The organism is Shimwellia pseudoproteus (assembly GCF_016415625.1).
Classification (GTDB): Bacteria; Pseudomonadota; Gammaproteobacteria; order Enterobacterales; family Enterobacteriaceae; genus Shimwellia; species Shimwellia pseudoproteus.
The window spans coordinates 1-21412 of record NZ_WBXP01000040.1 but is presented as its reverse complement, the minus strand read 5'-3'; the positions used below and the strand labels follow the sequence as shown (position 1 = coordinate 21412).

The 21412-nt window shown below is 55.8% G+C and carries 18 protein-coding genes and 2 tRNA genes; 6 read left to right on the top strand and 14 right to left on the bottom strand.

Features of this window, described 5'->3' with window-relative positions; genetic code table 11:
- Positions 1-12: 12 nt before the first annotated feature.
- From wecA to trxA, 3 genes are all read right to left on the bottom strand, one after another.
- Positions 13-1119, bottom strand: coding sequence for a UDP-N-acetylglucosamine--undecaprenyl-phosphate N-acetylglucosaminephosphotransferase (gene wecA / locus F9C28_RS15370; protein ID WP_199016225.1), 1107 nt, complete (start codon positions 1117-1119; stop codon positions 13-15).
- Between the two features lie 217 nt (positions 1120-1336).
- Positions 1337-2596 (bottom strand): transcription termination factor Rho, encoded by a 1260-nt coding sequence (gene rho / locus F9C28_RS15365; RefSeq protein ID WP_199016224.1) that lies wholly within the window; start codon positions 2594-2596, stop codon positions 1337-1339.
- A gap of 360 nt (positions 2597-2956) precedes the next feature.
- Positions 2957-3286, bottom strand: coding sequence for a thioredoxin TrxA (trxA, locus tag F9C28_RS15360; protein WP_199016223.1), 330 nt, complete (start codon positions 3284-3286; stop codon positions 2957-2959).
- 129 nt (positions 3287-3415) lie between these two features.
- Here trxA and rhlB point away from each other — a divergent pair, with 129 nt between their 5' ends.
- Together rhlB and gppA are read left to right on the top strand one after the other, a co-directional pair.
- Positions 3416-4684 carry an ATP-dependent RNA helicase RhlB gene (rhlB, locus tag F9C28_RS15355; protein ID WP_199016222.1) on the top strand — a complete coding sequence of 423 codons (1269 nt, stop codon included), beginning with the start codon at positions 3416-3418 and terminating at the stop codon, positions 4682-4684.
- Between the two features lie 6 nt (positions 4685-4690).
- The gene (gene gppA, locus F9C28_RS15350) at positions 4691-6175 is read left to right on the top strand and encodes a guanosine-5'-triphosphate,3'-diphosphate diphosphatase (protein WP_199016221.1); all 1485 of its coding nucleotides are present in this window, start codon (positions 4691-4693) and stop codon (positions 6173-6175) included.
- On the opposite strand, the gene rep is transcribed toward gppA, so the two are convergent.
- Positions 6172-8193 carry a DNA helicase Rep gene (rep, locus tag F9C28_RS15345; protein ID WP_199016220.1) on the bottom strand — a complete coding sequence of 674 codons (2022 nt, stop codon included), beginning with the start codon at positions 8191-8193 and terminating at the stop codon, positions 6172-6174. The two genes, gppA and rep, sit on opposite strands and share 4 nt — an antisense overlap.
- Before the next feature lie 231 nt (positions 8194-8424).
- Here rep and ppiC point away from each other — a divergent pair, with 231 nt between their 5' ends.
- Positions 8425-8706, top strand: a complete 282-nt coding sequence (ppiC, locus tag F9C28_RS15340; protein WP_199016219.1) for a peptidylprolyl isomerase PpiC — start codon at positions 8425-8427, stop codon at positions 8704-8706.
- 64 nt (positions 8707-8770) lie between these two features.
- On the opposite strand, the gene ilvC is transcribed toward ppiC, so the two are convergent.
- Positions 8771-10246 (bottom strand): ketol-acid reductoisomerase, encoded by a 1476-nt coding sequence (ilvC, locus tag F9C28_RS15335; RefSeq protein WP_199016218.1) that lies wholly within the window; start codon positions 10244-10246, stop codon positions 8771-8773.
- A gap of 152 nt (positions 10247-10398) precedes the next feature.
- Between ilvC and ilvY the strand changes: the two genes are divergently transcribed.
- On the top strand, positions 10399-11292 hold the full coding sequence (ilvY, locus tag F9C28_RS15330) for an HTH-type transcriptional activator IlvY (protein WP_199016217.1): 894 nt from the start codon (positions 10399-10401) through the stop codon (positions 11290-11292).
- Here ilvY and ilvA read toward each other — a convergent pair.
- The 6 genes from ilvA to ilvL all read right to left on the bottom strand — a co-directional run bounded on the left by ilvA (position 11286) and on the right by ilvL (position 17850).
- Positions 11286-12833 (bottom strand): threonine ammonia-lyase, biosynthetic, encoded by a 1548-nt coding sequence (gene ilvA, locus F9C28_RS15325; RefSeq protein ID WP_199016216.1) that lies wholly within the window; start codon positions 12831-12833, stop codon positions 11286-11288. The two genes, ilvY and ilvA, sit on opposite strands and share 7 nt — an antisense overlap.
- Before the next feature lie 2 nt (positions 12834-12835).
- Positions 12836-14686: a dihydroxy-acid dehydratase gene (gene ilvD / locus F9C28_RS15320; RefSeq protein WP_199016215.1), complete on the bottom strand. Its 1851-nt coding sequence runs from the start codon at positions 14684-14686 to the stop codon at positions 12836-12838.
- A gap of 72 nt (positions 14687-14758) precedes the next feature.
- On the bottom strand, positions 14759-15688 hold the full coding sequence (locus F9C28_RS15315) for a branched-chain amino acid transaminase (RefSeq protein ID WP_199016214.1): 930 nt from the start codon (positions 15686-15688) through the stop codon (positions 14759-14761).
- 17 nt (positions 15689-15705) lie between these two features.
- Positions 15706-15969: an acetolactate synthase 2 small subunit gene (gene ilvM, locus F9C28_RS15310; protein WP_199016213.1), complete on the bottom strand. Its 264-nt coding sequence runs from the start codon at positions 15967-15969 to the stop codon at positions 15706-15708.
- Entirely contained in the window at positions 15966-17612 is a 1647-nt protein-coding gene (ilvG, locus tag F9C28_RS15305; RefSeq protein ID WP_199016212.1) for an acetolactate synthase 2 catalytic subunit, read from the bottom strand. The genes ilvM and ilvG overlap by 4 nt, the downstream gene beginning before the upstream one ends.
- A gap of 139 nt (positions 17613-17751) precedes the next feature.
- Positions 17752-17850 carry an ilv operon leader peptide gene (gene ilvL, locus F9C28_RS15300; protein WP_071840843.1) on the bottom strand — a complete coding sequence of 33 codons (99 nt, stop codon included), beginning with the start codon at positions 17848-17850 and terminating at the stop codon, positions 17752-17754.
- 326 nt (positions 17851-18176) lie between these two features.
- Between ilvL and F9C28_RS15295 the strand changes: the two genes are divergently transcribed.
- Positions 18177-19700 (top strand): YifB family Mg chelatase-like AAA ATPase, encoded by a 1524-nt coding sequence (locus tag F9C28_RS15295; RefSeq protein ID WP_199016211.1) that lies wholly within the window; start codon positions 18177-18179, stop codon positions 19698-19700.
- A gap of 27 nt (positions 19701-19727) precedes the next feature.
- On the opposite strand, the gene F9C28_RS15290 is transcribed toward F9C28_RS15295, so the two are convergent.
- Positions 19728-20066: a DUF413 domain-containing protein gene (locus F9C28_RS15290; RefSeq protein ID WP_199016210.1), complete on the bottom strand. Its 339-nt coding sequence runs from the start codon at positions 20064-20066 to the stop codon at positions 19728-19730.
- A 119-nt stretch (positions 20067-20185) separates the two neighbouring features.
- Here F9C28_RS15290 and hdfR point away from each other — a divergent pair, with 119 nt between their 5' ends.
- The gene (gene hdfR / locus F9C28_RS15285; RefSeq protein ID WP_199016209.1) at positions 20186-21046 is read left to right on the top strand and encodes an HTH-type transcriptional regulator HdfR; all 861 of its coding nucleotides are present in this window, start codon (positions 20186-20188) and stop codon (positions 21044-21046) included.
- Positions 21047-21229: 183 nt separating this feature from the next.
- Here the strand turns inward: hdfR and F9C28_RS15280 are convergent.
- A tRNA-Trp gene (locus F9C28_RS15280) sits at positions 21230-21305 on the bottom strand.
- A 9-nt stretch (positions 21306-21314) separates the two neighbouring features.
- Positions 21315-21391 (bottom strand) — tRNA-Asp (locus tag F9C28_RS15275).
- Positions 21392-21412 lie beyond the last annotated feature (21 nt).

The window sequence follows — 21412 nt, the reverse complement described above, 5'->3', positions numbered from 1 at the left end:
TTCTTATTTGGTTTATCCTGGATTTTTATTATGTCCACGGCGCAACCGCCGTTTGACGCGTTTAATAAAACGGGCCACTTTCCACGCCCGTTTGATGCAGTAGCCATAGAGCAGAAATGCAAGCAAGAACAGTACCAACATTAACCATTCAGGGAAAACCGTGTAGTACTCACTAAGTACGCCAATCGACGCAAGGATTGCCGCGGCGAGGGTAATCAGCACAAATGCCTGGCGAGAAGTAAAACCGGCGCGCATGATCAAGTGGTGGATGTGCTGACGGTCTGCGGTGAACGGGCTCTGGCCCTTGCGCAGACGGCGGTACATGATGGCAATCATATCCATCAGCGGGATAGCTATTATCCACAGCGCAGTCACCGGGCTTAATGGGTGGGTTTGCCCCTGGGTGGTTTGCAGCAGGATCCAGATCAGCGTAAAGCCAATAAACGTGCTGCCCGCATCGCCCATAAAGACTTTATAGCGCCGGCCAAAAATACCGAGGTTAAGCATGATGTAGGGGAGGATCGCGGCAATCATGGCAAAGCACCACATCGCCAGGCTTATCTGCCCGTCAAAGAAGAGGATAAAACCCAGTGCCGCAAAGGAGACGCAAGACAGCCCCCCCAGCAGACCATCAATGCCATCAACCATATTAAAGGCATTGATGGCGGCCCATACCGCGAAAAGCGTCAGTACGTAGCCAAAAGGACCGAGGTAAAACTCCCAGGAGCCAAAGACATATCCCAGGCTATTAAGGTAGAGCCCCCCGACCACCATCATTACTATTGCGACCAGTGCCTGTACCGATGCACGAATTTTTACACTGATATCATAGCGATCATCGAGTGCCCCAATCAGCACCAGCAAGCCAGCACACAACAGATACAGCCGGGCGTGGGGGATATAATAGCTGCTGTTTACCCACAAAATAACGAAGGTAAAACAAATGCCTATATATACCGAAATCCCGCCGACCAGTGGGATAACCCCCTGATGCCGTTTCCGAAAGTTTGGTCGATCCACCAACCCGATTTTTTTCGCCACTTTACGGGCGAAGAACAAAAACACCAGCGTAAAGGCGAAAACGAGAACAAGGTCAGTACTCAAGCTGAGTAGATTCACAATAACGACTCTCTGCTAAATTTTGCAGTTTCAATTTATATTATAAAGAGCAAAAAACATGCCAAAAATGGCAAAAAACCACCGAAATACTGTAATGGTGGTTTTAGTACAGTAAACAGCAGATCCTGACTACCGATCGCCGTCTGCCCCACATATCGTATATAGCAGAAAAGAAAAACGCCACGTCAAAGCGTGGCGTTCCCCGAGTTTCTTACAATTACGAACGTTTCATCATGTCGAAAAATTCGTCGTTGGTTTTGGTCATCGCCAATTTATTGATCAGGAGCTCCATCGCATCGATTTCGCCCATGGGGTGAATAATCTTACGCAGGATCCACATTTTCTGCAGCTCTTCCTGGGTGGTGAGCAGCTCTTCTTTACGGGTACCAGAACGGTTGTAGTCAATCGCCGGGAAGACACGCTTCTCAGCAATTTTACGGGAGAGGTGCAGCTCCATGTTACCGGTGCCTTTAAACTCTTCGTAAATAACTTCGTCCATCTTCGAACCGGTATCGATCAGCGCCGTCGCGATGATGGTCAGGCTGCCGCCCTCTTCCACGTTACGGGCCGCACCAAAGAAACGTTTCGGGCGATGCAGGGCGTTGGCATCCACACCACCGGTCAATACTTTACCGGAAGCTGGTACCACGGTGTTGTAAGCACGCGCCAGACGGGTGATGGAGTCCAGCAGGATGATAACGTCTTTCTTGTGTTCAACCAGACGTTTGGCTTTTTCGATGACCATTTCAGCAACCTGCACGTGGCGGGAGGCCGGCTCATCAAAGGTAGAAGCAACCACTTCACCTTTAACCAGACGCTGCATTTCGGTCACTTCTTCCGGACGTTCGTCGATCAGCAGCACCATCAGCACACAATCCGGGTGATTGTACGCAATGCTCTGGGCAATGTTCTGCAGCAGCATGGTTTTACCGGCCTTCGGCGGTGCCACGATCAGGCCACGCTGGCCGCGGCCAATCGGTGATGCCAGATCCAGAACACGTGCGGTTAAATCTTCGGTAGAACCGTTACCGCGCTCCATACGCAGACGGGAGTTTGCGTGCAGCGGGGTTAAGTTTTCAAACAAAATCTTGCTACGGGCGTTTTCCGGTTTGTCGTAGTTAACTTCGTTAACTTTCAACAGGGCAAAATAGCGCTCGCCTTCTTTCGGCGGACGGATTTTTCCGGAAATGGTGTCACCAGTGCGGAGGTTGAAGCGGCGAATTTGGCTGGGGGAAACGTAGATATCATCGGGACCGGCGAGGTAGGAGCTGTCTGCAGAGCGGAGGAATCCGAATCCATCCTGCAATATCTCCAGCACACCGTCGCCGAAAATATCTTCGCCGCTCTTCGCGTGCTGCTTCAAAATCGCGAAGATGATGTCTTGCTTGCGCATACGGGCCAGGTTTTCTAGCCCCATATTTTCGCCGAGAGTAATCAGCTCAGAAACCGGCGTATTCTTTAATTCGGTAAGATTCATAATGGTGGGTTCTTAAACTCGGGGTAAATCTCGAACTTAATGTCGTGAATGGTATGGCAGGGTCATCCGTGCCTGTTTATGGCTACCACCACTTGCCTTACCACTGTCCGGCATAAGAGAAGCACAGCACTGAAGCGGTTTCAACAGATTGAGGTGATAAGCCCGAATTCGATTACATGACTACACGCCCGTCGCTATTAATACAAAGAACACAGAGAGCGGGAAGTCTTAAGGTATTACAAGATTCAAACTACAAGGTAAGTTTAAAACGCAGTAAAGATAACATAGCACGGTGATGGGCGGGCGTCCAGCAGTCCCCGGCAACAAAAACCAGGACTGCTGCACGCACCGTGAATTCGCTTACGCCAGATTGGCGTCAAGGAACTCTTTCAGCTGACCTTTGGACAGAGCGCCCACTTTGGTCGCGGCAACTTCGCCGTTTTTGAACAGCAGCAGCGTCGGGATACCACGGATACCGTATTTCGGTGCGGTGGCCGGGTTCTGATCGATATTCAGTTTGGCAATAGTCAGTTTGCCCTGATATTCATCAGCGATTTCATCCAGAATCGGGGCGATCATTTTACATGGACCGCACCACTCTGCCCAGAAATCAACCAGAATCAACCCATCCGCTTTGAGCACATCCGTGTCGAAACCGTCGTCAGTCAGGTGAATAATTTTATCGCTCATGTTTTACTCCACAGGATTATGCCTGGCCTGGTGGTGTAGCATTAACCACCCAGGATGACTTTATTTCACCCGTTTATTTCAACGGATGTGCTTTCGTAAAGCAATAGTAAACTGATATTCTACCTCACTATGAGCAAAACACATTTGACAGACAAGAAGTTTTCCGACTTCGCCCTGCACCCGCAAGTGGTTGAAGCCCTTGAGAAAAAAGGGTTTACCAACTGTACGCACATTCAGGCACTGGCGCTTCCCCTGACACTTGCAGGAAAAGACGTTGCCGGGCAGGCGCAAACCGGTACTGGCAAAACGATGGCGTTTTTAACGTCAACGTTCCACTATTTACTCGCTCACCCGGCCCGTGAAAACCGCCAGGTGAATCAGCCACGCGCGCTGATCATGGCCCCAACCCGCGAGCTGGCGGTACAGATTCATTCCGATGCAGAGCCGCTGGCCGAAGCAACCGGTCTGAAACTGGGCCTGGCCTACGGCGGTGACGGCTATGATAAACAGCTAAAAGTGCTGGAAAGTGGTGTTGATATCCTGATAGGGACCACAGGTCGCCTGATCGATTATACCAAGCAAAACCACGTTAACCTGGGGGCAATCCAGGTAGTGGTACTGGATGAAGCCGATCGCATGTACGATCTGGGCTTTATTAAAGATATCCGCTGGTTGTTCCGCCGTATGCCGGCCACAACCGAACGCCTCAATATGCTGTTCTCCGCTACCCTGTCTTACCGGGTACGTGAGCTGGCCTTTGAGCAGATGAACAACGCCGAATATGTTGAAGTGGAACCGGGACAGAAAACCGGCCACCGCATTAAAGAAGAGCTGTTCTACCCGTCTAACGACGAAAAAATGCGTTTATTACAAACGCTGATTGAAGAAGAGTGGCCGGATCGGGCGATTATTTTCGCCAATACCAAACACCGCTGTGAAGATATCTGGGGCCACCTGGCAGCAGATGGTCACCGCGTTGGTTTGCTGACCGGTGACGTTCCCCAGAAAAAACGCCTGCGTATTCTGGACGATTTCACTCACGGTAATATCGACATTCTGGTAGCAACCGATGTTGCGGCCCGTGGCCTGCACATTCCGGAAGTGACCCACGTGTTCAACTATGACTTGCCGGATGACTGTGAAGACTACGTGCACCGTATTGGCCGTACCGGCCGCGCGGGCGCCAGCGGCAGTTCTATCAGCCTGGCTTGCGAAGAATATGCGCTGAATTTGCCGGCCATTGAAAGCTATATTGGCCATTCAATTCCGGTCAGCAAATACAATCCCGATGCACTGTTAAGTGAACTGCCACCGCCGAAGCGTTTAACCCGTAGCCGTCCGGGCAATGGGAACCAGCGCCGGGGTAATGCTAATCGTAACCGCCGCCGCGCAGGGTAATTAACGATGCCTGGACCCACCTCACTGTATGCTGCGATCGATTTAGGATCGAACAGTTTTCATATGCTGGTCGTACGTGAGGTGGCCGGCAGTATCCAGGCCCTCACCCGCATCAAGCGCAAGGTTCGCCTCGCGGCGGGCCTTGACGGCAATTGCCAGCTCTCTGGCGATGCCATGGAGCGCGGCTGGGAATGTCTGCGGCTGTTCGCTGAACGCCTGCAGGATATCCCCGGCGCCCAAATCCGCGCCGTGGCAACCGCCACCCTGCGTCTGGCCACGAACGCGGATGTCTTTATCGCCAAAGCCCAACAAATTCTCGGCTGCCCGGTACAGGTGATCAGCGGTGAAGAGGAAGCGCGGCTTATTTATCAGGGTGTTGCCCATACCACCGGCGGCGCAGATCAGCGTCTGGTGGTGGATATTGGCGGCGCCAGTACCGAAATGGTCACCGGCACCGGAGCACAGGCCACGGCCTTATTCAGCCTGTCGATGGGCTGTGTAACCTGGCTGGAGCGCTATTTTGGCGATCGCAGCCTGACCCGCGAAAATTTTGATGCCGCCCAGGCCGCTGCCCGGGAGGTGTTGTTACCCATCGTACCGACGCTGCGTAACAACGGCTGGAAAGTCTGTGTCGGCGCCTCAGGTACCGTCCAGGCACTGCAAGAAATCATGATGGCCCAGGGAATGGATGAACGCATCACCCTGAGCAAACTGCAGCAACTGAAACAGAAAGCCATCCAGTGCGGACGGCTGGAAGAGCTGGAAATTGAAGGGCTGACCCTTGAGCGGGCGCTGGTGTTCCCCAGTGGCCTGGCGATTCTTATCGCGGTATTTACCGAGCTGAATATCGACTGTATGACCCTGGCCGGCGGCGCGCTGCGGGAGGGGCTGGTGTACGGCATGTTACACCTCGCCGTAGATCAGGACATTCGCAGCCGCACCCTGCGGAATATTCAGCGCCGTTTTAATGTCGATATTGAGCAGGCAGGGCGTGTCCGGCAACTGGCTGCACATTTCGCCAGCCAGTTAAGTGGCGCCTGGAAGCTGGATGCCCTGAGCCAGGACATGCTGAGCAGCGCCTGTCTGTTGCATGAAATCGGGCTGGGTGTTGACTTTAAACGCGCCCCCCAGCACGCCGCCTATCTGGTAAGTAATCTCGATTTGCCCGGGTTTACCCCGGCCCAGAAAAAGCTACTGGCGACCCTGCTGCTTAACCAGACCAACCCCATTGATTTGCCGTCACTGAACCAGCAGAACGCGCTGCCGCCCCGGGTGGCGGAAAATCTGTGCCGCTTATTGCGTCTGGCGATTATTTTCGCCGGCCGGCGCCGCAGCGACAGCCTGCCCGAGGTGAATATTGCCGCGCAAGGGGAGATCCTGCGTCTGACGCTGCCCCCTCACTGGCTGGCGTCACACCCGCTGGGCAGTGAATTACTCGAGCAGGAATGCCAGTGGCAAAGCTATGTCCACTGGCCGCTGGAGGTCCGTTAACCTTTACGGGCCTTTGCTAACTGTTCGCGAATATTGGCCAGGTGCGCCTGGCCTTTGTGCATGCGCTCTTCGGCGCTCACTTTCTTACGTTCCACTTCCCATTGCAAATCATCCTGGGGCAGTTCCAGCAGAAAACGGCTGGGCTCCGGGCGCACCAGCTCGCCATACTGGCGACGCTCTTTGCACAGGGTGAAGGTCAGCTCTTTCTGGGCCCGGGTGATCCCCACATAAGCCAGACGGCGCTCTTCATCGATATTGTCTTCGTCAATACTGCTCTGGTGCGGTAACAGCCCTTCTTCCATCCCCACCAGGTAGACGTACGGGAACTCCAGACCTTTCGAGGCGTGCAGGGTCATCAACTGCACCTGATCCAGCTCTTCCTCACTTTCGCCGCGCTCCATCATATCGCGCAGGGTAAAGCGGGTGACCACCTGGGTTAGCGTCATCGGCTCTTCCAGATCGCTGCCTTCCAGCATCTCGGTCATCCAGGTAAACAGCTGATTGACGTTTTTCATCCGCATTTCGGCGGCTTTTGGGCTGGGTGAGGTTTCGAACAGCCAGCTTTCATAGTCAATACCGTGGATCAGGTCGCGTACTGCCGCCACCGGCTCTTTCTCAGACAGCCGGGCCACCTCCCCCAGCCACTGGGTGAAGCGGGTCAGGGATTCATAGCCCCGCCCGGTCAGGGTCTGGCTAAGCCCCATATCAAAACTGGCGGTAAACATACTTTTGTTGCGCTGCATCGCCCACTCGCCGAGTTTCTGGAGGGTGGCCGGGCCAATTTCCCGCCGCGGCGTGTTAACGATACGCAGAAAGGCACTGTCGTCATCGGGGTTGGTCAGTACCCGCAGATAGGCCAGTAAGTCTTTAATTTCCGGGCGGGAGAAAAACGACGTGCCGCCGGAAATACGGTACGGGATACGGTTCTGCATCAGCATTTTTTCAAACACCCGGGACTGGTGGTTCCCGCGGTACAGAATGGCGTAATCCTTATACTGGGTTTTATTAATAAAGTGGTGGGCAATCAGCTCACCGGTTACCCGTTCAGCTTCGTGCTCCTCGTGGTTGGCACTCAATACCTTCAGCTCTGTCCCGTAACCCAGTTCGGAGAACAGCTTTTTCTCGAAGACGTGAGGGTTGTTGGCGATCAGGATATTGGCCGCTTTCAGAATGCGGCCGGAGGAGCGGTAGTTCTGCTCCAGCTTGATCACCTGTAAGGCCGGGAAGTCCTGGCTCAGCAGTACCAGGTTCTGGGGGCGGGCGCCGCGCCAGGAGTAGATTGACTGATCATCGTCCCCCACCACGGTAAAGCGTGCCCGGCTCCCGACCAGCAATTTAACCAGCTCATACTGGCTGGTGTTGGTATCCTGGTATTCGTCCACCAGCAGGTAGCGGATTTTGTTCTGCCAGCGCTCGCGCACTTCACTGTTGCTCTGCAGCAGCAGGGTCGGCAACAGGATAAGATCGTCAAAGTCCAGCACGTTGCAGGCCTTAAGGTGATCGTAGTACAGCCGGTAGCAGTGGGCGAAGATCCGATCCCGCTCGCCTTTTGCGGCGGCAGCAGCATGATCCGGCCCCAGCAGATCGTTTTTCCAGTTGGAGATAGTCGAGATCAGCTGCTGGTAGATAACTTTGTCGTTTTCCAGCACCCCTTCGGTGAGATCCTTGATCAGCGCCAGCTGATCGGTGTCGTCAAACAGCGAGAAGTTAGACTTCATCCCGAGGGCGGCATACTCGCGCTTAATGATCTCCAGCCCCAGGGTATGGAAGGTGGATATCATCAGGCCCCGGGCCTCTTTACGCCCCAGGGTCTGGGCCACACGCTCTTTCATTTCCCGGGCGGCTTTATTGGTAAAGGTCACCGCCGCGATATGCCGGGCCTGGTAGCCACAGCCGCGGATCAAGTGGGCAATTTTATTGGTGATAACGCGTGTTTTGCCGGAACCGGCGCCGGCTAAAACCAGGCAGGGACCAGTGACAAAGTCGACAGCATGTTGTTGACCGGGGTTCAGGCGCATAGATCTATTGCTCAATCTTCAGACGGGGTGAGGATTGTAGCAGAAACCCCGCGGGAGATTGATCGGGAAAGCGTAAAGCGCGGTTAACTGTCTGTCCTGACGGCGATATATTCTTGTCGCCGGTTCGGTGCAGCGCCAGGATCACGGCACAGCCTATGATCACCGTGTTCTCTCACCAGATGCCCGTGATACTATTGCCTGCCTTATCTACCCGCTTACTAAGGCACAATCATGGCAAAAACCGCGGCAGCAATGCACATCCTGGTGAAAGACGAAAAACTGGCCCTCGACCTGCTGGAACAGATTAAAAACGGCGGCGACTTCGAGAAGCTGGCGAAAAAGCATTCCACCTGCCCGTCCGGCAAAAAAGGGGGCCACTTAGGTGAGTTCCGCCAGGGCCAGATGGTACCGGCATTCGACAAAGTGGTGTTCTCCTGCCCGGTGCTGGAGCCTACCGGCCCGCTGCATACCCAGTTCGGTTACCACATCATTAAAGTGTTGTACCGCAACTAACAGCAACAAGCCCGGTAACTATACCGGGCTTGTTGTGTTGTCTGGCTCACCGTGCGGGGAAAACTTAGCCCGCCACAGCGATGCGCTTCATATCCGTCATATAGCCACGCAGTTTCTTGCCAACCTGCTCAATCGGATGCTGGCGAATGGCCTCGTTCACATCGCGCAACTGGGCGTTATCCACTGCGGTTTCGCTTACCGTGTGGCCCAGGTCATCCGGCTGGATCTGCGCCATAAAGTTTTGCAGCAGCGGCACCGCCGCATAAGAGAACAGGTAGTTACCGTACTCGGCGGTATCTGAGATAACCACGTTCATTTCATACAGACGCTTACGGGCGATGGTGTTGGCGATCAGCGGCAGCTCGTGCAGTGACTCGTAATACGCAGATTCTGCGATGATGCCCGAAGAAACCATGGTTTCGAACGCCAGTTCAACACCGGCTTTCACCATGGCGATCATCAGCACGCCTTTATCAAAGTATTCCTGCTCGCTGATTTTGCCGGCAAACTGCGGGGCATTCTCAAAGGCCGTTTTGCCGGTCTCTTCGCGCCAGGTGAGCAGTTTCTTATCGTCTTCTGCCCAGTCCGCCATCATGCCGGAAGAGAACTCACCGGAGATGATGTCGTCCATATGTTTCTGGAACAGCGGCGCCATGATGGTTTTCAGCTGTTCGCAGAGCGCATAAGCGCGGATTTTCGCCGGGTTAGACAGACGATCCAGCATCAGCGTGATGCCGCCCTGTTTCAGCGCTTCGGTGATGGTTTCCCAGCCGAACTGAATCAGTTTTTCGGCGTAAGCCGGATCGGTACCTTCCGCCACCAGCTTGTCAAAGCACAGCAGTGAACCGGCCTGCAACATGCCACACAGGATAGTCTGCTCACCCATCAGGTCTGATTTCACTTCCGCAACGAAAGAAGACTCCAGCACCCCGGCGCGGTGGCCCCCGGTGGCAGCGGCCCAGGCTTTAGCAATGGCCATCCCTTCGCCTTTCGGGTCGTTCTCCGGGTGGACCGCAATCAGGGTCGGCACGCCGAAACCGCGTTTGTACTCTTCACGCACTTCAGTACCCGGGCACTTCGGCGCGACCATCACCACGGTGATATCTTTACGGATCTGCTCACCCACTTCCACGATGTTGAAACCGTGGGAATAGCCCAGCGCGGCGCCGTCTTTCATCAGCGGCTGTACCGCCTGCACAACGGCAGTATGCTGTTTGTCCGGGGTCAGGTTAACCACCAGGTCCGCCTGCGGGATCAGCGCTTCATAGCTGCCAACCTTGAAGCCGTTTTCAGTGGCCCGGCGCCAGGAAGGACGTTTTTCAGCAACCGCCTCAGCACGCAGGGCATAAGCAATGTCCAGGCCGGAATCACGCATATTCAGACCCTGGTTCAGGCCCTGAGCACCACAGCCCACAATGACCACTTTTTTACCTTTGAGGTAGCTGGCTTCATCGGCGAATTCATCGCGCGCCATAAAACGACATTTACCCAGCTGCGCCAGCTGCTGACGCAGATTCAATGTATTGAAATAGTTAGCCATTGTGTTTCCTCATCGGGTGCTGTTGTGCGTGTTATTCGGGGGCGTTATCGTGCGCCATGACCCCACTATATGACAGGAAGTCTGTTGCTTAAATTGATATATTAACAACACTGTGTTGCATAATATGAAATATCGCCATTAAGGATCAGTCGATGGACATCCGCGAGCTCAAAACCTTTCTCCATCTGGCGGAAAGCCGCCACTTCGGGCGCAGCGCCAGGGCGATGCACGTCAGCCCGTCTACCCTCTCCCGCCAGATCCAGCGCCTGGAGGAAGACCTCGGCCAGCCGCTGTTTATCCGCGATAACCGCACCGTCACCCTGACCGAGGCCGGGGAGTCACTGCGCCAGTTTGCCCAGCACACGCTGTTGCAGTACCAACAACTGCGCCACAGCATCGACCAGCAGGGCCCGTCGCTGTCTGGCGAATTGCACCTGTTCTGTTCGGTGACCGCTGCCTACAGCCATCTGCCGCCGATACTGGACCGCTTCCGGGCGGAACACCCCTCCGTGGAGATCAAACTCACCACCGGGGATGCCGCCGACGCCGTAGAGAAAGTCAATTCCGGCGATGCGGATCTGGCGATTGCCGGGAAACCAGAGCACCTGCCCGGGGCGGTGGATTTTTCGATGCTGGAAAATCTCGCCGTGGTCCTGATTGCGCCTGCGCTGGCCTGCCCGGTACGCAGCCAGGTCAGCCAGCCAGAGCCAGACTGGCCCACGGTGCCGTTTATCCTGCCGGACCAGGGCCCGGTGCGCCGCCGCATAGAGCTGTGGTTCCGGCGCCATAAGATAGTCAACCCGGCTATCTATGCCACGGTCGGGGGCCACGAAGCGATGGTTTCAATGGTGGCGCTGGGATGTGGGGTAGCGCTGATCCCGGAGGTGGTGCTGGAAAACAGCCCGGAACCGGTACGTAACCGGGTGCAGATCCTCGAACGCAGTGATGACCAGACCCCGTTTGAGCTTGGCGTGTGCGTACAAAAAAAGCGGCTCAATGAGCCGCTTATTCATGCGTTCTGGCAGTTACTGCCCGCGAATCACTGACCGGCGAGGAAGAACCGGAAAGCCGGGTTATTGGTCTCGTCATGGCACTCGTAACCCAGTTGATGCAGACGGGTTTCGAAGTCCGGCTCATGGTCGCCCAGCTCAAAGGCCGCCAGTACGCGGCCATAATCCGTGCCGTGGCTGCGGTAATGGAACAGTGAGATATTCCAGTGGGTGCCCAGAGTTTGCAGGAACTTCAGCAGCGCCCCGGGGGACTCCGGAAATTCAAAGCTGTACAACCGCTCATGAAGCGCGTGGGACGGCCGGCCCCCCACCATATAACGCACGTGGAGCTTGGCCATCTCATCATCGGAGAGGTCCACCACACCGTAGCCGCCACCGTTGAGCCCCTGAATAATCTCCTGGCGCTCTTCCAGCCCGCGGCTGAGGCGAACCCCGACAAAAATGCAGGCTTCCCGGGTGTCCGCATAGCGGTAGTTAAACTCCGTTACCGAACGGCCGCCCAGCAACTGGCAAAACTTCAGGAAGCTGCCTTTCTCTTCCGGAATGGTCACCGCCAGCAGCGCTTCCCGCTGTTCACCCAGCTCACAGCGCTCAGACACATAACGCAAACCGTGGAAGTTCACATTGGCGCCGGACAGCACATGGGCCAGCCGCTCGCCGTGAATATTGTGCTGCTGGATGTACTTTTTCATCCCGGCCAGCGCCAGCGCACCGGAAGGCTCAGCCACCGCCCGGACATCCTCAAACAGATCTTTCACCGCCGCGCAGATAGCATCGCTGTCCACAGTGATGATGTCATCAAGGTATTCCTGGCACAGGCGGAAGGTTTCATCGCCAATGCGCTTCACCGCTACCCCTTCGGCGAATAACCCCACCCGGGGCAAATCCACCGGGTGCCCGGCATCCAGCGCGGCTTTCAGGCAAGCGGAGTCTTCGGCTTCCACCGCGATCACTTTGATCTGCGGCATCAGTTGTTTGATCAGTACCGCGACCCCGGCCGCCAGGCCGCCGCCGCCTACCGGGACAAAGATCCGATCCAGATGCGGGTCCTGCTGGAGCACTTCGAGCGCCAGCGTCCCCTGGCCGGCAATCACCGCCGGATGATCAAACGGCGGCACATAGGTATAACCCTGCAGCGCCGCCAGCTCGATGGCTTTGGCCTTGGCCTCATCGAAGTTGGCCCCGTGGAGCAATACCTCACCGCCAAAACCACGCACCGCATCCACCTTGATATCTGCTGTCGCCACTGGCATCACAATCAGCGCGCGGATCCCAAGGCGGGCCGATGACAGCGCAACCCCCTGAGCATGGTTACCGGCAGAGGCGGTGATAACCCCATGGGCTTTCTGCTCAGCGGTGAGGCCGGCAATCATGGCGTGCGCGCCGCGCAGTTTAAAACTGTGCACTGGCTGGCGATCTTCACGTTTTACCAGAACGGTGTTATCCAGCCGGGCAGAGATCTTGTCCATTTTTTGCAGCGGCGTGATCTGGGCGACTTCGTAAACCGGAGAGCGCAGCACCGCGCGCAGATATTCCGCCCCTCCCGGGGCGGCAGATAGCGGTTGTGATTCAGACATGGTTAACCCCCAAGCTTCGACTTGTCGCGCACCGCACCCTGATCGGCACTGGTGGCCAGGCTGGCATAGGCGCGCAGAGCAAAGGAAACCTGACGGTCACGATCAACCGGTGTCCAGGCGAGATCGCCGCGGGCCTCTTGTGCCGCACGACGCTGGGCCAGTTCCTGATCGTCAACCACCAGCGAGATACTGCGTGACGGGATATCAATATCTATAATATCGCCATTGTTGATAAGCCCGATGGTGCCGCCGTTGGCCGCTTCCGGCGAAACGTGACCAATGGATAGCCCCGAGGTGCCGCCAGAGAACCGGCCATCGGTGATCAGCGCGCAGGCTTTCCCCAGCCCCATCGACTTGAGGAAACTGGTCGGGTAGAGCATTTCCTGCATCCCCGGGCCGCCTTTCGGGCCTTCGTAGCGGATAACCACCACATCACCGGCCACCACCTTGCCGCCGAGGATAGCTTCTACCGCATCATCCTGGCTCTCATAGACTTTCGCCGGGCCGCGGAATGTGAGGTTGTTATCATCCACCCCGGCGGTTTTCACGATACAGCCTTTTTCGGCGAAGTTGCCGTACAGCACCGCCAGACCCCCTTCGAGGCTATAAGCATGCTCCAGAGAGCGGATGCAGCCGTCCTGGCGATCGTCGTCCAGCGAGTCCCAGCGGCAGGACTGAGAGAAAGCCTGTGTGGTGCGGATCCCCGCCGGGCCCGCGGTAAACATGGTTTTTACCGCCTGGTCCTCAGTCTGCATGATGTCATACTGCGCCAGGGTTTCCGGCAGGCTCAGGCCGAGGATATTTTTTACCTCGCGGTTCAGCAGCCCGGCGCGATCCAGCTCACCGAGGATCCCCATCACGCCACCGGCGCGGTGGACATCTTCCATATGGTACTTCTGCGTACTGGGGGCCACTTTACACAGCTGAGGCGCCTTACGGGACAGGCGATCGATATCACTCATGGTGAAATCAACCTCCCCTTCCTGGGCGGCGGCCAGCAGGTGCAGCACCGTATTGGTGGAGCCGCCCATGGCGATGTCCAGCATCATGGCGTTCTCAAATGCGGCTTTACTGGCGATATTGCGCGGCAGGGCGCTGGCATCATCCTGCTCGTAATAGCGTTTGGTCAGTTCCACAACGCGCTTACCGGCGTTTTCAAACAACACTTTGCGATCGGCGTGGGTCGCCAGCAACGAGCCGTTAGCCGGCTGGGACAGGCCCAGGGCTTCGGTAAGGCAGTTCATGGAGTTAGCGGTGAACATACCGGAGCAAGAACCACAGGTTGGACAGGCGGAACGCTCATACTGGGCACTAACCTCGTCGCTCACTGACGGGTTGGCCCCCTGGATCATGGCGTCAATCAGGTCCAGCTTGATTATCTTGTCAGACAGCTTGGTTTTACCGGCTTCCATCGGGCCACCGGAGACAAACACCACCGGGATATTCAGGCGCAGCGCGGCCATCAACATCCCCGGGGTGATTTTGTCGCAGTTCGAGATACACACCATGGCGTCGGCACAGTGGGCATTGACCATATACTCGACCGAGTCGGCAATCAGTTCCCGCGACGGCAGTGAATAAAGCATGCCTCCGTGACCCATCGCTATCCCGTCATCAACCGCAATGGTGTTGAACTCTTTGGCCACCCCACCGGCGGCTTCAATCTGTTCCGCAACCAGTTTACCCAAGTCGCGCAGGTGCACGTGGCCCGGCACAAACTGGGTAAACGAGTTAACGACCGCGATAATCGGCTTCCCGAAGTCGCCATCGGTCATACCGGTGGCGCGCCACAGGGCACGGGCACCGGCCATATTACGGCCGTGTGTGGAGGTGGCTGAACGATACTTAGGCATGCTTTATTTACTCCCGGTCTGTCTGTGTGAACCGGGCGATTCATAGCCGCCCGGTTATTATACGCTGTTGTGTTACTGGTTTACGGGATCCAGCCAGCCCCATTTGTCTTCGGTCTCACCGGTGAACAGGCCAAAGAATGCCTGCTGCAGACGCTTGGTGATCGGGCCACAGCGGCCTTCACCCACCTGGATACCGTCGACACTGCGTACTGGCGTAATTTCTGCTGCGGTACCGGACATAAAGACTTCGTCTGCCAGGTACAGCGATTCGCGAGACAGCACTTGCTCACGGACGTCGATACCCATGTCTTTCGCCAGTTTGATGATAGCATCGCGGGTGATGCCCGGCAGCGCAGAAGAGGTAAATGGCGGGGTGAACAGAATGCCGTCTTTTACCTCAAACAGGTTTTCACCGGCACCTTCTGAGATATACCCGTTCACATCCAGCGCGATACCTTCCTGATAGCCGTGGCGGCGTGCTTCGCTACCCACTAACAGAGAGGAGAGATAGTTACCGCCAGCTTTCGCCGCGGTTGGGATGGTATTGGCGGCAACGCGGTTCCAGGATGACACCATGGCATCGATACCCTGATCCAGCGCTTCAGCACCCAGATACGCCCCCCACGGGAAGGCGGCAATAATGACATCAGTGGTGTAACCGTCTGGCGGGTTAACGCCCATGCCCACATCGCCGACAAACACCAACGGGCGAATATACGCGCCGGTCAGCTTGTTTTTACGGATAACGGCGCGGGTGGCTTCCATCAGTTCGTCAACGCTCTGAGACACCGGGAAACGATAGATTTTGGCTGAATCATGCAGACGCTGCATGTGTTCACGATGACGGAACACCACCGGGCCTTTGTGAGAGTCATAGCAGCGGATACCTTCGAAGACCGACGTACCGTAATGCAGGGCGTGGGACATAACGTGCACTTTGGCTTCGCCCCAGGGGATCATCTCACCATTGAACCAGATGTAATCAGCTTTCTTGGTTGTCATTTTTCTTCCTTTTGCGCTCAGGCGCGGATTTGTTGTGATTGTGATGTCAGTTGGTGTACTTCGACGCGCGCGACGTCGACTAATTTGCTCAACTGACTAAACAGTAATTCGACTGGCCGCAGGCTGGCAACGGTCAATTCAAGATTAATATCGTCAGTCGCCAGATCGGTTTCCATGTTCATGGCACAGATCTGAAAACCACGGTGGCGCACCACACGCAAGATGCGCTCTACGGTTTCCGGTCTGAAGCGGGCGTTCACAGCAAGCTGATGATGCATCATGATAATTTCTCCAGCATTTGTGCATTGCTGGCGCCAGGGGGCACCAGTGGCCAGACATTCTCAAGCTCGTCGATTGAGACATGCAGCAAATAAGCCCCTTCGCTCTTCAGCATCGTGTCTATTGCCGCTTCTACCTGGTCTTTACGGGTAATGTGCTGGCCGGGGATCCCGAAGGCCCGGGCCAACATCAGAAAATCTGGGTTATCTGTCAGCGTGGTTTCGCTGTAGCGTTCCTCAAAGAACAACTGCTGCCACTGGCGCACCATGCCGAGGCGCTGGTTATCCAGCAGGACAATTTTGACCGGCAATTGTTTACGTTTGATGGTACCCAGCTCTTGAACATTCATCATGAATGAACCGTCACCAGAGATGCAGATAACGGTGTCATTTGGCCGGGCAACCTGCGCGCCCACCGCCGCAGGCAGGCCGAATCCCATGGTGCCCAGGCCACTTGAGGTAATAAAATTTTCCGGGCGGCTAAATGCCATATGCTGAGCGGACCACATCTGGTGCTGGCCAACGTCGGTGGTCACCACCGCATCCTGCGGTTTGCGGTCAGACAGCTGTTTCAGCAGCAGCGGCGCGAAAATCGCCTCACCCGGGTGGTCATAACGCCAGGCGCTTTGCTGGCGTAATTCCGCCACTTCCGCCTGCCAGTCAGCCAGCGACAGCGGCTGCGCCAGTGCCGGCAGCAGCTGGTTCAGATCGCCGCACAGGCTCACATGGGCATGGCGCAGTTTGCTCATCTCTGCCGGATCGATATCCATGTGGATAACGCTGGCGTGGGGGGCAAACGTGTCCAGCTTGCCGGTGACGCGATCATCAAAGCGCGCCCCGACTGCAATTAACAAATCACAGGATTGCACCGCCAGATTTGCAGCCCGGGTACCGTGCATACCGATCATGCCCAAATAGCCGGGGTGCTGATGATCGGCGGCCCCCAGCCCTTTGAGGGTGGCGACGACCGGAAGCCCAGTGCCTGCCACAAAATCCCGCAGCGCCGCTACCGCATTGGCCATCCCGACACCGCCGCCGACGTATAACACCGGCTTGTTAGCCGCCGCCAGCATCTGGCGTGCCTCGGCTACTGCCTTTTCCGGCAGGGCGAAAGGCGGCTCAACTGCCGACAGTACCGGCTCCAGCTCGCCAGTGGTTAACTGGATATCTTTAGGAATATCAATCAACACCGGGCCAGGACGCCCGGAGCGGGCAACGGCGAAAGCCTCGGCGATAATCTGGGGCAGCTCGTCAAAAGACTGAACGATAAAACTGTGTTTGGTGCAGGCCAGGGAAAGCCCCAGCACATCAACTTCCTGGAAGGCATCGGTACCGATTAACGGCGCCGCCACCTGGCCGGTGATCGCCACCACCGGGATGGAGTCCAGTAAGGCATCCGCCAGACCGGTTATCAGGTTGGTTGCTCCGGGTCCCGATGTCGCAATACAAACGCCGGTTTTACCCGTAGCGCGGGCATAGCCGATGGCCGCCATCGCGGCGCCCTGCTCGTGCCGGCACAGCAGATGTTCCACGCCCCCGTCATACGGTGCATCGTAGACCGGCATTATCGCGCCACCAGGATAGCCAAAGACCGTTTCAACCCCCTGGGCCCGCAAAGCATGTACCACCCACTGCGCTCCGTTCATAGCTAGTTCCCCGCCTTAGTTTGCGGAAAACAGAATTTTATTCTAAAACTCGTCATGTCTGTTCCTCGCCAGGATTATCGAAATATAAAAAAACCCCCGGACCTTTCGGTGCGGGGGTTTCGTTGATTCAGCTTGATTTCTAAGCCTTTTCTCCTCGAAGTGCAGCCCCGCACGGTGGGATAATAATCACCACCACGCTAATCACGACCAGGCTAATCACTAGTAGGAGGGCTGTCATTTTCTGTACGTTCTTATATCTTGTTCGAAGGAATACCTACAGAGTTATCACAGGGGCAAAGCACAATACAAGATTTATTTATGATGTTTTTCGCTAGCACGCAAATCAATCCCTCAAATACCATTGTTTTTATTGATATAATTCTCACATGAAAGATATTCATCATCGGAGAAAAAAATATTCCCGCTAAAATACGTGATACGCCGCAAATTTCTGCAATAACAAACTGACATAACGGGAAATTACTGCGATCAGACATCTGAGAATCACAATCCCCTCTCGCGCCAGGACAGCGCAGCGGTTACTGTCCGCTCAATGGAGGGACCATGACATTAGCAAGAATTCATACCAGAGCGGCACTGGGTATCGAGGCACCCTACGTCACGGTAGAGGCCCATATCAGTGCGGGGTTACCTGCCCTGACCATTGTCGGCTTACCCGAAACCACCGTCAAAGAGGCCAGAGATCGTGTACGCAGCGCGATCATCAACAGCGGCTATACCTTTCCGGCGCGTAAAATCACCATTAATCTCGCCCCGGCGGACCTTCCCAAAGAGGGGGGGCGTTATGACCTCCCTATCGCTATTGCGCTTCTGGCGGCCTCACAGCAGCTTTCCGCTACGGCGCTAAGTCAGTATGAGTTCATCGGCGAATTGGCGCTTACAGGGGCGCTTCGCGGGGTTCCTGGGGCAATATCCAGTGCCATACAGGCGAACAACGCTCGCAGACAGATTATTGTGCCGCAGGATAACGAAGACGAAGCCGGGCTTCTCGAAGGGGCGGATTGCTATATCGCCGCAACGCTGCTGGAGGTCTGCGCTATTCTGGAAGGTAAACAGACGCCCACCCGGCCCCGTCCGCCGGCGCCTGCGTCCTCGTCGAATCATACAGCCGATTTACAGGATGTGATTGGCCAGGAACAGGGTAAACGGGCACTGGAGATAGGCGCCGCCGGGGGGCATAACTTACTGTTGATCGGCCCACCCGGTACCGGGAAAACAATGCTGGCCACGCGGCTGATTGGGCTGCTGCCGCCGTTAACCCTCTCTGAGGCACTGGAAAGTGCTGCCATCCGGAGTATGGTCGATAACCGGAGCCTGACAGACAGCTGGCGGCAGCGCCCTTTTCGCTCACCTCACCACAGTGCATCGATTAACGCGATGGTGGGCGGCGGCCGGATACCGGCTCCGGGTGAGATTTCACTGGCGAATAACGGCGTACTCTTCCTGGATGAGTTGCCCCATTTCGATCGCCGGGCGCTGGATGCTTTGCGGGAACCCATTGAAACCGGTGAGATCCATATCTCACGTACCCGGGCAAAAATACGTTACCCCGCGCGTTTTCAGCTAATTGCCGCCATGAACCCCAGCCCGGCGGGCCACTACCAGGGGGAGCATAATCGCTCCAGCCCCGAACAAACCTTGCGCTACCTCAGCCGGTTATCCGGGCCGTTCCTTGATCGGTTCGATATCACGCTGGAGATCCCGCTGCTGGCCAGCGGCATGATAAGCCAGCCACCCGCCGGGGGAGAGAGCAGTACCACAGTAAGAAAACGGGTCATCGCCGCCCGGCAGCGGCAGGAGATACGCCAGCATAAGCTCAATGCGCTGTTAACGGGCCCGGAGGTAAAAGCGGTTTGTATGCTGGAACAGGCAGATGCCATATGGCTGGAGGAGGCGATAACCCAGTTGGGGTTGTCCATCAGGGCCTGGCAGCGGGTATTGAAGGTGGCGAGGACGATTGCCGATCTTGCCAGTGAGGAGCAGCTTAGCAGGCAGCATCTCCAGGAAGCGCTAAGTTACCGGGCGATGGACAGGCTATTGATCCATCTTCAGCAGCAACTGGCATAAAAAAAGGGGCTTTCGCCCCTGATTCGATTAATCGTCGCTTTCGGTATAGTCTTCAGCACCTTCCATCTGCGGCTTACCGCCAGACAGCGTGTGAAAACGCTTCGGGCGTTTCACGCGGGAGGTATATTTAGACCATATACGTTCTGCTTCTGTTGCCGGTTCGCGCTCACCGCGGCACATGGCAACAAACAGGGTTTCTTCATCCGTAACAGGTTCACGCTTGCCGAGATCCAGATCATTAAAGGCATGCCCACAACGCTCCAGCATCTGAGCTTCTTTAATGGTGAAATCCCCGTGGCGGGAGAACCCGCGCGGATAATTTTTATTGTCGAAAAATCGATTAGTCGTCGTAAAGCTTTCCGCCATCCTACACGCTCCTAATTCTCTTGGCCGAGCTATTTATGGCGCGGAGTATTAGATAGGCTTGACAGAGTGTAAAACAAAAGATTTAAATCATATCGAATGATTTTTTTTAGGGGTCGGCTGTGGATACAGAATTATTGAAAACCTTTCTCGAAGTCAGCCGTACAAGGCACTTTGGGAGAGCGGCAGAAGCGCTCTATTTGACACAATCCGCAGTAAGCTTCCGTATCCGCCAGCTGGAGAATCAGCTGGGCGTGAATCTCTTCACCCGGCACAGAAACAATATCCGGCTGACTCCGGCCGGAGAGCGGTTGCTCCCCTATGCCGAGAATTTGATGAGTACCTGGCTGGCGGCCAAAAAAGAGGTGGCGCAGACGGCTAAACATAATGAGTTTGCCATCGGCGCCAGCCCGGCCTTATGGGAATGCCTGCTTACCGATTGGCTCAGGCAGCTTTATCAGACCCATCCGGGGATGCAATTTGAAGCACGTATTGCACAGCGCCAGTCCCTGGTCAAACAACTGCATGAGCGTCAACTGGATCTCCTGATCACCACAGAGTCCCCTAAAATGGATGAGCTGGCCAGCCAGCTATTAGGCCATTTCGAGCTTGCGCTTTACTGCACATCCCCGTCGCGGCCGAAGGCAGATCTGAATTATCTGCGCCTGGAATGGGGCCCTGATTTTCAGCAACACGAAAGCACATTACTTGCCAGCGATGAACTTCCCGAGCTGACAACCAGCTCTGCACAGCTCACTGTGCAAATGTTTGCCGAGATGAATGGTTTTGCCTGGTTGCCAAGCCACTGGGCGGTACAGCAACCTGGGCCACTGGCATGGGTTACCGATGGCCAGAGTATTACCCGGCCGCTCTATGCTATCTGGCTGCTGAACAGCGATAAACAAAGCCAAATCAAAGCTCTACTTAAATCACTGCCCCTGAATGCGGATGCCGTTACCCCCTCGCTGTTGCCCGCTAACTGAGCGGGTATCGCCACAGCTAACATGACAGAGAAGCGTAGATAAGCACAATAACCAACAGGACAAGGAGTGTCTGGGTAACAAGCTGAATGCGGGAGGGAAGCAGGAGATAGGATCGAATAGCAGGCTCGGGATCCTGAATAACAGGCAAAAAAAAATCCCTAGCCGAAGCTAAGGATAATTTTTTGGCAGGGGCGGAGGGACTCGAACCCCCAACACCCGGTTTTGGAGACCGGTGCTCTACCAATTGAACTACGCCCCTAAATAAGGGTGGCGGAACGGACGGGACTCGAACCCGCGACCCCCTGCGTGACAGGCAGGTATTCTAACCAACTGAACTACCGCTCCACCGAATTTTTCTACTGCACC

What these genes read in the sequence shown, in the direction of transcription:
- ppiC (WP_199016219.1), top strand. Translation starts at nt 8,425, where the DNA reads ATGGCAAAAACCGCGGCAGCAATGCACATCCTGGTGAAAGACGAAAAA.
- F9C28_RS15295 (WP_199016211.1), top strand. Translation starts at nt 18,177, where the DNA reads ATGACATTAGCAAGAATTCATACCAGAGCGGCACTGGGTATCGAGGCA.
- rho (WP_199016224.1), bottom strand. Translation starts at nt 2,596, where the DNA reads ATGAATCTTACCGAATTAAAGAATACGCCGGTTTCTGAGCTGATTACT.
- ilvM (WP_199016213.1), bottom strand. Translation starts at nt 15,969, where the DNA reads ATGATGCATCATCAGCTTGCTGTGAACGCCCGCTTCAGACCGGAAACC.
- gppA (WP_199016221.1), top strand. Translation starts at nt 4,691, where the DNA reads ATGCCTGGACCCACCTCACTGTATGCTGCGATCGATTTAGGATCGAAC.
- rhlB (WP_199016222.1), top strand. Translation starts at nt 3,416, where the DNA reads ATGAGCAAAACACATTTGACAGACAAGAAGTTTTCCGACTTCGCCCTG.
- F9C28_RS15290 (WP_199016210.1), bottom strand. Translation starts at nt 20,066, where the DNA reads ATGGCGGAAAGCTTTACGACGACTAATCGATTTTTCGACAATAAAAAT.
- ilvL (WP_071840843.1), bottom strand. Translation starts at nt 17,850, where the DNA reads ATGACAGCCCTCCTACTAGTGATTAGCCTGGTCGTGATTAGCGTGGTG.
- trxA (WP_199016223.1), bottom strand. Translation starts at nt 3,286, where the DNA reads ATGAGCGATAAAATTATTCACCTGACTGACGACGGTTTCGACACGGAT.
- ilvY (WP_199016217.1), top strand. Translation starts at nt 10,399, where the DNA reads ATGGACATCCGCGAGCTCAAAACCTTTCTCCATCTGGCGGAAAGCCGC.
- ilvG (WP_199016212.1), bottom strand. Translation starts at nt 17,612, where the DNA reads ATGAACGGAGCGCAGTGGGTGGTACATGCTTTGCGGGCCCAGGGGGTT.
- rep (WP_199016220.1), bottom strand. Translation starts at nt 8,193, where the DNA reads ATGCGCCTGAACCCCGGTCAACAACATGCTGTCGACTTTGTCACTGGT.
- F9C28_RS15315 (WP_199016214.1), bottom strand. Translation starts at nt 15,688, where the DNA reads ATGACAACCAAGAAAGCTGATTACATCTGGTTCAATGGTGAGATGATC.
- ilvA (WP_199016216.1), bottom strand. Translation starts at nt 12,833, where the DNA reads ATGTCTGAATCACAACCGCTATCTGCCGCCCCGGGAGGGGCGGAATAT.
- ilvD (WP_199016215.1), bottom strand. Translation starts at nt 14,686, where the DNA reads ATGCCTAAGTATCGTTCAGCCACCTCCACACACGGCCGTAATATGGCC.
- ilvC (WP_199016218.1), bottom strand. Translation starts at nt 10,246, where the DNA reads ATGGCTAACTATTTCAATACATTGAATCTGCGTCAGCAGCTGGCGCAG.